Here is a 13716-nt window from a genome sequence, read left to right as displayed (position 1 = left end):
GCGCCGGGGCCACCGGTCAGTACCGCCTTTCCTGCTTCTGCTTGCACTCCACGCACAGGGTCGCGCGCGGGAAGGCCTGCATACGGGCCTTGCCGATCGGATTGCCGCAGTTCTCGCACAGGCCGTAGGTGCCGGCGTCGAGCCGCTCCAGGGCGCGCTCGGTCTGGGTGAGCATCTCGCGCGCGTTGGCGGCGAGCGCCAGCTCGTGCTCGCGCGTGATGTTCTTGGCGCCGGTGTCGGCCTGGTCGTCGCCCGCGCCGTCCCCGGAGTCCCGCATCAGACCGGCGAGGGACTGCTCGGAGGACGTGATCTCGTCGCGCAGCCGCGTCATCTCGGCCATCAGCTCGGCCCGTGCCTCCTCGGCCTCCTCAGGGGTCCAGGGGTCCTCACCGGGGCGCACCGCGAGCTCGCCGGGCTCCACCGCCGCGGCGAGTCGTGCCTTGGGAACGGCGGTCTTCGCCGCCGTGGCCGTGCCAGGGGTCTTCTTCGCAACCACCGTCGTGGCTCCTGTCTGCTCCGCGGCCTGCGCCGCGCCCACCTTCTTGACCCTGCTCCGCGCGACCGCGCCTTTCCCGGCCGCACCCTGCGCGCCCACGCTCCGCTTGGCCGCGCTCTTCTTGGCGGCACTTTCCTTCGCCACGGCCTTCTTGGTCGCGCTGCCCTTGGCCGCTGCCTTGGCGGGCTTCTCGGCCGCTGTCTTCTTGGCTGCCGTCTTCTTCGCCACCGCCTTCTTGGACGCCGTCTTCTTCGCCACCGCCTTCTTGGCGGGCGCCTTCTTCGCCGCCGTCCCCTCGGCCGCCTTCTTCGAAGGAGCCTTCTTGGCCGCCGTCGCCTTCTTGGACCCGGCCTTTTCGGTGGCGCCCTTCTTGGCCGCGGTCTTCGATACGGCCGCCTTCCCGCCGGCCGGCCTGGGAGCCGAGGTCCCGACAGCGCCCGCCGCTTTCCCGGCCGTCCCGGTGGCCGATTCCGTCGCCTTCCTCGCTCCCGCCTTCTTCGCCGCCGCCTTCTTCCCGGTCCTCTTCTCCGACGGATCGGCGGCCCCCCGCACCGTCTTCACCGGCTTCTTTCCCCGCGCCCCCGCAGAACCCCCCTGCGCACTCTTCTTCCCGCTCACATCCTTGGCCGCACCGCCGGAGGCATCCGCATGTGTGGATCTGCTCGACGCCGACTGCCGTACGGCGGTCTTCTTCGCCACCATGCCGCGGCCCCTTCACATATTGTGATCTTGCTCGCGAATCGTGCTGGGACGATAAATCGACTTGAGTCCCGCGGCAACGGGGCACACCGCCCGATTCGCCCGCCTCGCGCATGCCGCGCGGCAGACCTGCATCCGTTGTGCCCAGCTCCCCGCCGGGTATGCCGCCGAGCCGGACGTCCCAGATTCCGAACACCGGCACCGCACCATTCGGGTCACCGCGGTCCGAACCCGATCCCCGCCCCCGCGCCCAGAAAAAACCGGTCGGCCGCTGTCCGCGGGGCGCCGTACACTGGGCGCAGCGAAAAGCGTGGATGGGGACGAGTAGCGGCGTACGCAGCCCAGAGCGACCCGGGGACGGTGGGAGCCCGGGGGCGAGCGCGACGTGAAGATCACCCCGGAGCCGCCGGAAGAAAGCCTTCGCAAGGCCAGTAGAACCGGTATCGCGACCCCAATGAGGGGGCTCGCCGACGCACACCCCGCGTCGGAGGGCCAAGGAGGGTGGTACCGCGGGAGCGCGTCGAAACCGGCGCAAGGCAAGATCGGCTCTCGTCCCTCCGGACGGAAGGCAGCAAGTCCGCCGGAGGAAGCTCGCTGATGACAACGCCGACGTACCGCCAGGTGCCCGCCCAGGTCGACCTGTCCGCCCTCGAGCACGCCGTGCTCGACTTCTGGCGCGAGCAGAAGATCTTCGCCAAGAGCCTGGAGCAGTCCGAGGGCCGCCCCGAGTGGGTGTTCTACGAGGGCCCGCCCACCGCCAACGGCATGCCCGGCGCCCACCACATCGAGGCCCGCGTCTTCAAGGACGTGTTCCCCCGCTTCCGCACCATGCGCGGCTACCACGTGGCCCGCAAGGCCGGCTGGGACTGCCACGGGCTGCCGGTGGAGCTGGCGGTCGAGAAGGAGCTCGGCTTCAGCGGCAAGAAGGACATCGAGGCGTACGGCATCGCCGAGTTCAACGCCAAGTGCCGCGAGTCCGTGCTGCGCCACACCGACGCCTTCTCGGACCTGACGACCCGCATGGGCTACTGGGTCGACCTCGACGACGCCTACGTCACGATGGAGCCCGAGTACATCGAGTCCGTCTGGTGGTCGCTGAAGGAGATCTTCAACAAGGGCCTGCTGGTCCAGGACCACCGCGTCGCCCCCTGGTGTCCGCGCTGCGGCACCGGCCTGTCCGACCACGAGCTGGCGCAGGGCTACGAGACGGTCGTCGATCCCTCGGTGTACGTCCGTTTCCCGCTCACCTCCGGTCCGCTGGCCGGCGAGGCCGCGCTGCTGGTGTGGACGACCACGCCCTGGACCCTCGTCTCCAACACGGCGGTGGCCGCGCACCCCGAGGTCACCTATGTCGTCGCGACGAACGGCGAGGAGAAGCTCGTCGTCGCCGAGCCGCTCGTGGCCAAGGCCCTCGGCGAAGGCTGGGAGACCACCGGCCAGACCTTCACGGGCACCGAGATGGAGCGCTGGACGTACCAACGTCCCTTCGAGCTGGTCGAGTTCCCGGCGGAAGCCCACTACGTGGTCAACGCCGAGTACGTCACCACCGAGGACGGCACGGGTCTGGTCCACCAGTCCCCCGCGTTCGGTGAGGACGACCTCAAGGTCTGCCGCGCGTACGGCCTGCCCGTGGTGAACCCGGTCCGCCCGGACGGCACCTTCGAGGAGGACGTCCCCCTGGTCGGCGGCGTCTTCTTCAAGAAGGCGGACGAAAAGCTCACCGAGGACCTCCAGCAGCGCGGTCTGCTCTTCCGGCACACGCCGTACGAGCACAGCTACCCGCACTGCTGGCGCTGCCACACCGCGCTCCTCTACTACGCGCAGCCGTCCTGGTACATCCGCACCACCGCCATCAAGGACCGCCTCCTCCAGGAGAACGAGGACACCAACTGGTTCCCGGAGACGGTCAAGCACGGCCGGTACGGCGACTGGCTGAACAACAACATCGACTGGGCGCTGTCCCGCAACCGCTACTGGGGCAGCCCGCTGCCGATCTGGCGCTGCGAGGACGACCACCTCACCTGCGTCGGCTCCCGCGCGGAGCTCACCGAGCTGACCGGCACCGACCAGTCCGGCCTGGACCCGCACCGCCCGTACATCGACGACGTCACCTTCGACTGCCCGCAGTGCGCCAAGACGGCCACACGCGTGCCGGAGGTCATCGACGCCTGGTACGACTCGGGCTCGATGCCGTTCGCGCAGTGGGGCTACCCGTACAAGAACAAGGAGCTGTTCGAGAGCCGCTACCCCGCGCAGTTCATCAGCGAGGCCATCGACCAGACCCGCGGCTGGTTCTACACCCTGATGGCGGTCGGGACCCTGGTCTTCGACAAGTCGTCGTACGAGAACGTCGTCTGCCTCGGCCACATCCTCGCCGAGGACGGCCGCAAGATGTCCAAGCACCTGGGCAACATCCTGCAGCCGATCCCGCTGATGGATCAGCACGGCGCGGACGCGGTGCGCTGGTTCATGGCGGCCGGCGGCTCCCCATGGGCGGCACGCCGCGTGGGGCACGGCACGATCCAGGAGGTCGTGCGCAAGACCCTGCTCACCTACTGGAACACGGTCGCCTTCCAGGCCCTGTACGCCCGTACGTCGAACTGGGCGCCGTCCGAGGCGGACCCGGCCCCGGCCGACCGCCCGGTCCTGGACCGCTGGCTGCTGTCCGAACTGCACGCGCTCACCGACCAGGTCACACAGGCGCTGGACGCGTACGACACCCAGCGCGCCGGCAAGCTGCTCTCGGCGTTCGTCGACGACCTGTCGAACTGGTACGTCCGCCGCTCGCGCCGCCGCTTCTGGCAGGGCGACAAGGCGGCGCTGCGCACCCTGCACGAGGTCGTCGAGACGGTCACCAAGCTGATGGCCCCGCTGACCCCGTTCATCACCGAGCGGGTCTGGCAGGACCTGATCGTGCCGGTGACCCCCGGCGCCCCGGAGTCGGTGCACCTGGCCTCCTGGCCGGAGGCGGACCTGTCGGCGATCAACCCGGAGCTGTCCACGCAGATGGTCCTGGTCCGCCGGCTGGTCGAGCTGGGCCGCGCCACGCGCGCGGAGTCGGGCGTCAAGACCCGTCAGCCGCTGTCCCGTGCCCTGGTGGCCGCCGCGGGCTTCGCCACCCTCGACCCCGAGCTGCACACGCAGATCACCGAGGAGCTGAACGTCTCGTCGCTGGCGTCCCTGTCCGAGGTGGGCGGCAGCCTGGTGGACACCACCGCCAAGGCCAACTTCCGCGCCCTGGGCAAGCGCTTCGGCAAGCGCGTCCAGGACGTGGCGAAGGCCGTCGCGGGCGCGGACGCGGCGGCGCTGTCCCTGGCCCTGCGCGAGGGCACGGCGTCGGTGGAGGTCGACGGTGAGACGATCACGCTCGCGCCGGACGAGGTGATCATCACGGAGACCCCGCGCGAGGGCTGGTCGGTGGCGTCCGACTCGGGTGCCACGGTCGCCCTGGACCTGGAGATCACGGAGGAGCTGCGCCGTGCTGGCCTGGCCCGGGACGCGATCCGCCTGATCCAGGAGGCCCGCAAGAACAGCGGCCTGGACGTGGCCGACCGGATCGCCCTGCGGTGGACGGCGACGGACCCGGCGGTGATCGCGGCCCTGTCCGAGCACGCCGGTCTGGTCTCCGACGAGGTCCTGGCGACGGACTTCGCCCAGGGCGAGGCGGACGACACCTACGGCTCCGCGTTCACGGACGAGGGTCTGACCCTGACGTTCCGCCTGCGCAAGGCGTAACCGAGGACCGAAGGCCCGGGCCCGCCAAAAAATCTTGGTGGTCCCGGGCCTTCGGCGTTGTGTACCCACGCACAACTGCCCCCACAACCGAACACAGTCGGCATAAGACATGAACACGCGTAGCAAAAGGGCGGGGCCCCGGATCGAAATCCGGGGCCCCGCCCTGAACGCTGCCGACGCCTACGGCGTACTACCAACCGTCAGTTGTCGTCCTCGTCGATGAGGAACCCGCGCATCGGCGAGGGAGCCTGACCCATCGGGGACGGGCCGCCCTGCGGACGCACCGGCGCCATCGGCTGGGTCATCGCCGGGGACATCTGCTGCTGACCGCCGTAGGACGGCGCAGCCGGGGACGGGGCGCCACCCATCGTCTGGTTGCCGCCCCCGTACGACGGGGCGCTCGCGCCGGCCGGTGCCATGGAGGGCGCCGGGGACGGCGGGAGGGACGCCGTGGCAGGGGTGCGCGGCGGGGCGAGCGAGTCGTCCGCCTGGGTCTCCAGCTGGCGCAGCTGGGACTCGAGGTAGGACTTCAACCGCGTGCGGTACTCGCGCTCGAAGCCGCGCAGGTCCTCGACCTTGCGCTCCAGCGTGGCGCGGGCGGACTCCAGGGAGCCCATCGCGACGCGGTGCTTCTCCTGCGCGTCCCGCTCCAGGGCGTCAGCCTTGGCACGGGCGTCACGCTCGAGACCCTCGGCGCGCGAACGCGCCTCGCCGACGATCTTGTTGGCCTCGGAACGGGCCTCGGCGATCGCCTGGTCGGCGGTCTGCTGGGCGAGCGACAGAACGCGCGCGGCGCTGTCGCCACCGGGGCCGCCCTGACCGGGACCGCCCATCGGGCCACCCATCGGACCGCCCATGGGGCCGCCCATCTGCTGCATGGGGGGCTGGCCCATCGGCCCCGGACCCTGGCCCATCGGACCGGGACCCTGCGGGCCACCCTGACCGCCGGGACCGGCGGGCAGCTGCGGGGCACCGCTCGGCAGCTGGGGCGGACCACCCATGGGGCCACCCATCTGCTGCTGCGGCGGGCCCGATATCCCGGCGGGGACGGGAGCCCCGGGACCGCGCATGCCCTGCTGCGGCATGCCGCCCTGCTGCTGGTCCTGCGGGCCGCCGCCGGGACCCTCCGGCGGCTTGCGCATGTTCTGCTGGTTCTGCGCAGCAGCGCGCGTGGCAGCGGCCAGCTTGGCGCGCAGGTCCTCGTTCTCGCGGAGCAGGCGGGTCAGTTCGGCTTCGACCTCATCGAGGAAGGCATCGACCTCGTCCTCGTCATAGCCTTCTCGGAGGCGGACGGTCGTGAACTGCTTGTTCCGCACGTCCTCGGGGGTCAACGGCATCTCTTCACCTCAACGTAGTCGTCGGCAGTCGGCAAGACCGTATCTGTCACATCGTTCACATCGCGCTCCGTACAAGCGTGATCAAGATGTAGACGATGATCATCAGTACGAAGAAGGACAGGTCGAGCGCCACGCCCCCGAGACGCAGCGGCGGGATCACCCGCCGCAGAAGCTTCAGCGGTGGATCAGTGACAGTGTAGGTGGCCTCAAGAACGACCACCATCGCCTTGCCGGGTTGCCATGAGCGGGCGAACTGGAAGACGTAGTCCATGACCAACCGGAAGATGAGCACGATGAGGAACACCATCAGCGCGATGTAGAGAACCTGCAGGACCACGCTCATGACTGGTGTTTCCCTCTCCCCTGTTTCCCTGTTCCGTGCGTTTCTTCCGGTGGTGCGTCTCAGCTCTGGTTGAAGAACCCGCCCTCTGCGATGCGGGCCTTGTCCTCCGCCGTGACATCGACGTTAGCAGGAGACAACAGGAACACCTTCTGGGTCACCCGCTCGATGCTGCCGTGAAGACCAAACACCAAACCTGCCGCAAAGTCGACAAGTCGCTTGGCATCTGTGTCGTCCATCTCAGTCAGATTCATGATCACCGGGGTGCCCTCACGGAAGTGTTCCCCGATGGTACGGGCCTCGTTGTAGGTCCGGGGGTGAAGTGTGGTGATCCGGTACGGCTCTCGTTCCGACACGACCTTGGGCATGATCACCGGTGCGTTCTTCTCCAGGCTGGCGCGTTCTTGTGTGATGGACGCCACGGGCGCGATGCGCGCCGGACGGCCGGATTCCGCGGGTAGCGAAGTCGAGCGGGCCACCGGTTCACGAGGCGCGGGCGGCTGAACGATTCGCACCTCTTCGTCCCTTTGGGACTGATGTGCACTGTGGGACTGATGCGACGGCTCGTGCCGTCGATGGTCCCGCTCGGGCTCCGGGTCCAGTTCGGGCTCGAAGTCATCGTCGGGGTCGAACCCCCGGCCGTCGTACCCATCGTCCTCCACGAGGCCGAGGTAGACCGCCATCTTGCGCATCGCGCCGGCCATGCTCTGAGTCCTCCGCTCTGTGGTGGATCGGCGACTGCCAAGTGCCCGCGATCCACGCGGTCGTTACGCCCGCCTTTCGGCGACATTGACCATATTTTCTGCTGTGGTCCGACTTCTTGGCGACGTTACCCGAGCCTGGGGCGGACTCCGAGTACCGCAGTGCCGACGCGCACATGTGTCGCACCCGCCGCCACCGCCTCTTCGAGATCCGCACTCATTCCTGCCGACACCATGTTCGCAGCCGGATGGGCTCGGCGCAGGTCGGTCGACAAATCCATCAACCGCTCGAACGCCGCCCGTTGGCGCCCCGCGTACTCCCCGGTGAGCGGGGCGACGGTCATCAGCCCGTCGAGCCGCAGCCCCGGAGCCTTCGCGACCAGATCGGCCAACTCCTCGATTCCGCCCGGCGCCACACCACCTCTCTCACCCCGGCCGTTCTCCCCCGCGTCCAGGGCCACCTGGATGAGACAGCCGACCTCGCGCTCCTGCCGTACGGCCTCCTTCGAGAGCGCCGTCACCAGCTTGGAACGGTCGACGGACTGCACGAGATCCGCGTAACCGACCACGGATCGCACTTTGTTGGTCTGCAACTGGCCGACAAAATGCCACGCAAGGGGCAGATCCGAGCATGCGGCGGCCTTGGGGGCCGCATCCTGATCGCGGTTCTCGGCGACGTGGCGCACACCGAGTTCCGACAGGATCCGCACATCGCCGGCGGGGTAGGTCTTGGTGACCACGATCAGGGTCACCTCCTCGCGGGCACGCCCGGCGGCCGCGCAGGCGGCGGCGATACGGTTCTCCACCTTCGCCAGGTTCGCGGCGAGTTCGTCCTTACGGTCCGTCATGTCCATTCAGTCCAGCCAGACATAGCCCGCGAGCCGACCCGTGGTGCGGTCGCGGCGGTACGAGAAGTGATCGCCCGACTCCAGTGTGCACACCGGGGACTGCACCCGGTCGCGCACCCCGAGGCGCGCGAGCTGGGCGTGCACTCCGGCGGCCACGTCCACCGCCGGTGTGCCCCAGCTCGTCTCGGTGTGCGCCGTCGGCTCCTCGGCCGCCACCTCGGCGCGCATCGCATCCGGCACCTCGTAGCACCGGCCGCAGACGGCCGGGCCGGTGCGGGAGACGATTCGGGCGGGGTCGGCGCCCAGTTCCGTCATCGCGCGTAGCGTCGCCGGGACGACTCCGGCGACCATGCCGGGCCGCCCCGCGTGGGCCGCCGCCGCGATCCCGGCGACCGGGTCGGCCAGCAGGACCGGCACACAGTCGGCGGTGAGGACGGCGAGGGCGAGACCGCGCCGTGCGGTGACGATCGCGTCGACGTCGGGCACCGGACGGTCACGCCACGATCCGTCGACCACGGCGACATCCGTACCGTGCACCTGGTTCATCCAGACGACGTCACCCGGATCGAGGCCGAGCGACTTGGCGGCGAGCTCGCGGTTGGTCAGGACGGCGTCGATGTCGTCGCCGACCGCCCCGCCGAGATTGAGCTCCTCATACGGAGCGGCGCTCACCCCGCCCCACCGGTCGGTGAAGGCGAAGTGCGCGCCGCTCACGGTGTCGCGCTGTCCTATCACGTCAGAAGGATCACTTAAGGAAGTCCGGTACGTCCAGTTCCTCCGCCGCGCTGTCGGCGTAGGTCCGCGACGGCGGGACCGGCGGGGCGACCGGGATGTCGGCCACCGGCTCCGGTGCGGCGGTGGGCTCCGGCTCCTCCTTCGGCGTGACGCTGCCGAGCGAGCCGAAGGACGGGCGGCTCTCGGGCTGCTGCCGTACCGGAGTGGGCTCCTCGCGGCGGGGCGCCGAGGACGAGGTCGAGCCGAGGACGTTGTCCCGGCGGGCCGGGGGCTGGCCCCCGTCGAAGCCGGCCGCGATCACGGTGACCCGGACCTCGTCGCCGAGGGCGTCGTCGATGACCGCGCCGAAGATGATGTTGGCCTCGGGGTGGGCGGCCTCGCTGACCAGCTGGGCGGCCTCGTTGATCTCGAACAGGCCGAGGTCGGAGCCGCCGGAGATGGAGAGCAGTACGCCCCGGGCGCCGTCGATGGACGCCTCCAGGAGCGGCGAGGAGATCGCCATCTCGGCCGCGGCCACCGCGCGGTCGTCGCCGCGGGCCGAGCCGATGCCCATGAGGGCCGAACCGGCCTCGGACATGACCGACTTCACGTCGGCGAAGTCGAGGTTGATCAGACCCGGCGTGGTGATGAGGTCGGTGATGCCCTGGACACCGGAGAGCAGGACCTGGTCGGCCGACTTGAAGGCGTCGAGCACCGAGACCTGGCGGTCCGAGATGGACAGCAGCCGGTCGTTCGGGATGACGATGAGGGTGTCGACCTCTTCGCGGAGCTCGGCGATGCCGTCCTCGGCCTGGTTGGCGCGGCGCCGTCCCTCGAAGGTGAACGGGCGCGTGACCACACCGATGGTCAGGGCACCGAGCGAGCGGGCGATGTTGGCCACGACGGGCGCGCCGCCGGTGCCGGTGCCGCCGCCTTCACCGGCCGTCACGAAGACCATGTCGGCCCCCTTGAGGACCTCCTCGATCTCCTCGCGGTGGTCCTCGGCGGCCTTGCGGCCCACGGCCGGGTTGGCTCCGGCGCCGAGTCCGCGGGTGAGTTCACGGCCGACGTCGAGCTTGACGTCGGCGTCGCTCATCAACAGAGCTTGCGCGTCGGTGTTGATGGCGATGAACTCGACGCCCTTGAGACCGACCTCGATCATCCGGTTGATGGCATTGACACCACCGCCGCCGACACCGATGACTTTGATGACTGCGAGGTAGTTCTGCGGTGCTGCCACGTCGAAGGCCTCTCGCCTCGAGTTACGGGTCGTCGGATCACGGGAAGCGGTGTGCTTCGTGAACCGGCGACTGATGCCGAATGGGACGGTCCGTAGCGCCGACCCGAACCCTAACCCTGAAGTTTAGGGTTACCAGTGTGTCTGTTCCTTGAAGTCTTCTGAACAGGACACTAAGTCGACAAGTGGCGCACGTTCAACGAACACGCCGAACCTCCCGTTTTTCTTTTCACCCTATGTGATCAGCCATGTCGCTGCCCAACCAGGGTGCTGGCCTGCGCGGATGTGCGTCAACTCCCCGATGACGCGGGGGCGGTGGGAACGCTGACATCGAAGTGCCGCGCATCCGGCGAGGCTTTCATGAGAGCGGTGAGTGTGCGAGCCTTCGCCGCACCCTTCTCGCCACTCCCCCAGGCGACCGTCGTGCCGCCGGTCAACACCAGCGAGATGTCGTCGTAGGAACGGACCTTGACGACCTGGGTGCCACGCGCGACGCCGTCCGGAAGGGCATCCGCGACACGCACGGCCTCCCGCACCAGACGGGCGTCGTCGAAGCGGCGCAGACTCGCGGCGGCGGAGCTCGACCGGGACACCGTCAATTCCAGTGCCGGAACGCCTTTCGGGGCCTCAGAAACCGTGGCGAAACGGACACCTTCATCGTCCACTTCGATGAACTTTCCGCCCTTTTGGACAACCAGAACCGGAGTGCGCTCGGCCACTTTCAGGCCGATTCCACGGGGCCAGGAGCGGACCACGTCAACCTCGTCAATTCGGGGCAATTTCCGGCGCAGCCGTGCCTCAATCGCCTCGGTGTCGACGGAAATCAACGGTGCCCCGACGGGGACGTCGGCCGCCTCGAGAACCTGGTCGGGCGTCAGAACCCGGGTCCCGGCGACCGATACGCGCTCGACGCGCAGCCACTTGGAGCCGTACAGCAGCCAGCCGGAGCCCGCCCCGAGGAGCACGAGGAGGACAACAAGAATGATCATCGTACGAAGTCTCGGCAGCCTCAACCGCCGCCGGGTGAGGGGCGGGTCGGACGACTCCTGCTGGCGTTCCCCGCGCTCGGCGGTCGTCGGTCCGGCCACGCTCCCTGCCCTCCGTCATACGGTCACTGGCGGCGGTGCGAGGCGATCGCCTCGTACACCATGCCGACGAGCAGGTCGTCGGCGTCCCGGCGGCCGAACTCGCTTGCGGCGCGGGACATCTCGTACAGCCGGTGCGGGTCGGCGAGCACGGGCAGGACGTTCTGCTGCACCCACTCGGGGGTGAGTTCCGCGTCGTCGACCAGCAGCCCGCCGCCGGCCTTGACCACCGGCTGGGCGTTCAGCCGCTGTTCGCCGTTGCCGATGGGCAGCGGGACATAGGCGGCCGGGAGTCCGACGGCGGAGAGTTCGGCGACGGTCATCGCACCCGCGCGGCAGAGCATCATGTCGGCCGCGGCGTACGCGAGGTCCATCCGGTCCAAGTAACTTACCGGGATATAGGGGGGCATCCCCGGCATCTGATGGACCTGCGGCAGTTCGTTCTTCGGGCCGACCGCGTGCAGGATCTGGATTCCGGCCTGCTGGAGCCAGGGGGCGACCTGCTGGACGACCTCGTTCAGGCGGCGCGCGCCCTGGGAGCCGCCGGAGACCAGCAGCGTGGGCAGGTTCGGGTCGAGCCCGAACATCGCGCGGGCCTCGGGGCGGACGGCGGCCCGGTCGAGGGTGGCGATGGTGCGGCGCAGCGGGATGCCGATGTAGCGCGAGTTGCGGAGCTTGCTGTCCGGGGTGGAGACGGCGACCTGGGCGGCGTACCGGGAACCGATCTTGTTGGCCAGGCCCGGGCGGGCGTTGGCCTCGTGGATGATGATCGGCACACCGAGGCGCTTGGCGGCGAGGTAGCCGGGCAGCGCGACATAGCCGCCGAAGCCGACGACGGCGTCCGCCTTGGTGCGCTCCAGGATCTGCTCGGTCGCCTTGATCGTGCCGCGCAGCCGGCCCGGGACGGTGATCAGCTCGGGCGTGGGCTTGCGCGGCAGCGGTACGGCCGGGATCAGCGCGAGCTCATAGCCCCGCTGCGGAACGAGCTTGGTCTCCAGGCCGCGCTCCGTGCCCAGGGCCGTGATCCCCACGGTCGGGTCCTGCCTGCGCAGGGCGTCCGCGAGGGCGAGCGCGGGCTCGATGTGGCCGGCGGTCCCCCCACCGGCGAGTACGACATGCACCGAAATTCACCGCTCTCCGGACGAACGCGCCGCCGAGGCACGCCGTCGCATCGTGTTCCATCTCCGAGGCCCCCGATCACGCGCGGCGCCTCCCGCACGCTTTCTACCAAAGCGGGGTTGCCGCACGGAAAGCGCTGCCCGCGCAGCGGGCTCGTCGCGTGCGAAGGCGATCAGCAGCCCGATGGCGAACATGGTCGGCAGCAGGGCGGATCCCCCGTACGAGAACAGCGGCAGGGGCACGCCGGCGATCGGCAGCAGGCCGAGCACCGCACCGATGTTGATCACGGCTTGCGCGGTGATCCAGGTGGTCACGCCTCCCGCGGCATACCTCACGAAGGGGTCCTCCGTGCGTCCGGCCACGCGGATACCCGCATAGCCTAGAGCCGCGAAGAGACCGAGCACCGACAGCGTCCCCGCCAGGCCCAGTTCCTCACCGGTGACGGCGAAGATGAAGTCGGTGTGGGCTTCGGGGAGTTGACCCCATTTCTCCACACTCGCACCCAGCCCGGAGCCGAAGATTCCGCCGGACGCGAGCGCGTAGATGCCGTGCACGGCCTGCCAGCAGTCGACGGCGCCGTCGCGCGGTTCGGTGGCGCCCAGGCACTGGAGCCGGGCCATGCGGTTCTGGCTGGTCTTGATCAGCACCAGCCCGATCAGCCCGGCGACCGACAGCACGCCCACGAACAGCCTGGTCGGCGCCCCCGCCAGCCACAGCAGGCCGAACAGGATCGCCGACAGGATGATCGCCGTACCCATGTCTCCGCCGAGCATGATCAGCCCGAGCAGCATGAAGGCGACCGGCACCAGCGGCACCAGCATGTGCTTCCACTGGCTCAGCAGCTTCTTGTCCTGCTTGCGGGCGATCAGGTCGGCGCCCCACAGCACCAGCGCGAGCTTGCCGAACTCGCTGGGCTGGATCTGGAAGGAGCCGCCGAGGGCGATCCAGTTCTGGTTGCCGTTGACCGCGACTCCTATCCCGGGCACCTGCACCAGCGCCATCAGGAAGACGGCGGCCGCGAGGATCGGGTAGGCCAGCGCCCGGTGCAGCTTCACGGGCATCCGGGAGGCGGCGAACAGCAGCCCGGCGCCGATCGCCGCGGCGAGCAGCTGCTTGCGGAAGAAGTACGACCCGGGCAGCGACATCTGCAGCGCGGTGATCTGGGAGGCCGAGTAGACCATCACCAGACCGAGCACCGTGATCAGCAGGCTGCCGCCGAGGATGAGGTAGTACGCGGTCAGCGGCCGGTCCCACGCCCGCTGCAGACGGGTGTAGAGCCGCCGTACGCCGTTGTCGCCCGCCGGCCGCGAGGCGACGGGGCGCCGAACCGCCCGCTGTACGGGCGGTCGTCCCGTACGGCTACCGGGCATCGGCGCTCACCGCCCCGTCGTGGGCGTGCGTACCG

The 13716-nt window shown here is 69.5% G+C and carries 11 protein-coding genes; 1 reads left to right on the top strand and 10 read right to left on the bottom strand.

The features are described from left to right. Positions 1-16 precede the first annotated feature (16 nt). Entirely contained in the window at positions 17-1198 is a 1182-nt protein-coding gene (locus IM697_RS11515; protein ID WP_194047226.1) for a TraR/DksA family transcriptional regulator, read from the bottom strand. Positions 1199-1792: 594 nt separating this feature from the next. Here IM697_RS11515 and ileS point away from each other — a divergent pair. After that, positions 1793-4930, top strand: a complete 3138-nt coding sequence (gene ileS / locus IM697_RS11510) for an isoleucine--tRNA ligase (protein WP_194047224.1) — start codon at positions 1793-1795, stop codon at positions 4928-4930. A 200-nt stretch (positions 4931-5130) separates the two neighbouring features. Here ileS and IM697_RS11505 read toward each other — a convergent pair whose 3' ends face one another. From IM697_RS11505 to ftsW, 9 genes are all read right to left on the bottom strand, one after another. Next, the gene (locus tag IM697_RS11505; RefSeq protein WP_194047222.1) at positions 5131-6267 is read right to left on the bottom strand and encodes a DivIVA domain-containing protein; all 1137 of its coding nucleotides are present in this window, start codon (positions 6265-6267) and stop codon (positions 5131-5133) included. A 55-nt stretch (positions 6268-6322) separates the two neighbouring features. After that, positions 6323-6610 carry a YggT family protein gene (locus IM697_RS11500; protein ID WP_004001943.1) on the bottom strand — a complete coding sequence of 96 codons (288 nt, stop codon included), beginning with the start codon at positions 6608-6610 and terminating at the stop codon, positions 6323-6325. 59 nt (positions 6611-6669) lie between these two features. After that, positions 6670-7311: a cell division protein SepF gene (locus tag IM697_RS11495; RefSeq protein ID WP_030049252.1), complete on the bottom strand. Its 642-nt coding sequence runs from the start codon at positions 7309-7311 to the stop codon at positions 6670-6672. 125 nt (positions 7312-7436) lie between these two features. Next, entirely contained in the window at positions 7437-8156 is a 720-nt protein-coding gene (locus IM697_RS11490; RefSeq protein ID WP_194047220.1) for a YggS family pyridoxal phosphate-dependent enzyme, read from the bottom strand. Between the two features lie 6 nt (positions 8157-8162). Beyond that, entirely contained in the window at positions 8163-8891 is a 729-nt protein-coding gene (pgeF, locus tag IM697_RS11485; protein ID WP_194047218.1) for a peptidoglycan editing factor PgeF, read from the bottom strand. Between the two features lie 10 nt (positions 8892-8901). Then, entirely contained in the window at positions 8902-10110 is a 1209-nt protein-coding gene (ftsZ, locus tag IM697_RS11480) for a cell division protein FtsZ (RefSeq protein WP_194047216.1), read from the bottom strand. Between the two features lie 287 nt (positions 10111-10397). Next, the gene (locus tag IM697_RS11475) at positions 10398-11195 is read right to left on the bottom strand and encodes a cell division protein FtsQ/DivIB (RefSeq protein WP_194047214.1); all 798 of its coding nucleotides are present in this window, start codon (positions 11193-11195) and stop codon (positions 10398-10400) included. Positions 11196-11218: 23 nt separating this feature from the next. Next, positions 11219-12313 (bottom strand): undecaprenyldiphospho-muramoylpentapeptide beta-N-acetylglucosaminyltransferase, encoded by a 1095-nt coding sequence (gene murG, locus IM697_RS11470; protein WP_194047213.1) that lies wholly within the window; start codon positions 12311-12313, stop codon positions 11219-11221. A gap of 6 nt (positions 12314-12319) precedes the next feature. Beyond that, positions 12320-13681 (bottom strand): putative lipid II flippase FtsW, encoded by a 1362-nt coding sequence (gene ftsW, locus IM697_RS11465; protein ID WP_194047211.1) that lies wholly within the window; start codon positions 13679-13681, stop codon positions 12320-12322. Positions 13682-13716: the final 35 nt, after the last annotated feature.

It is taken from the genome of Streptomyces ferrugineus (assembly GCF_015160855.1).
GTDB lineage: Bacteria > Actinomycetota > Actinomycetes > Streptomycetales > Streptomycetaceae > Streptomyces > Streptomyces ferrugineus.
Note: the sequence above shows the minus strand (reverse complement) of the source record. Positions and strands in the feature narration are given on the sequence as shown.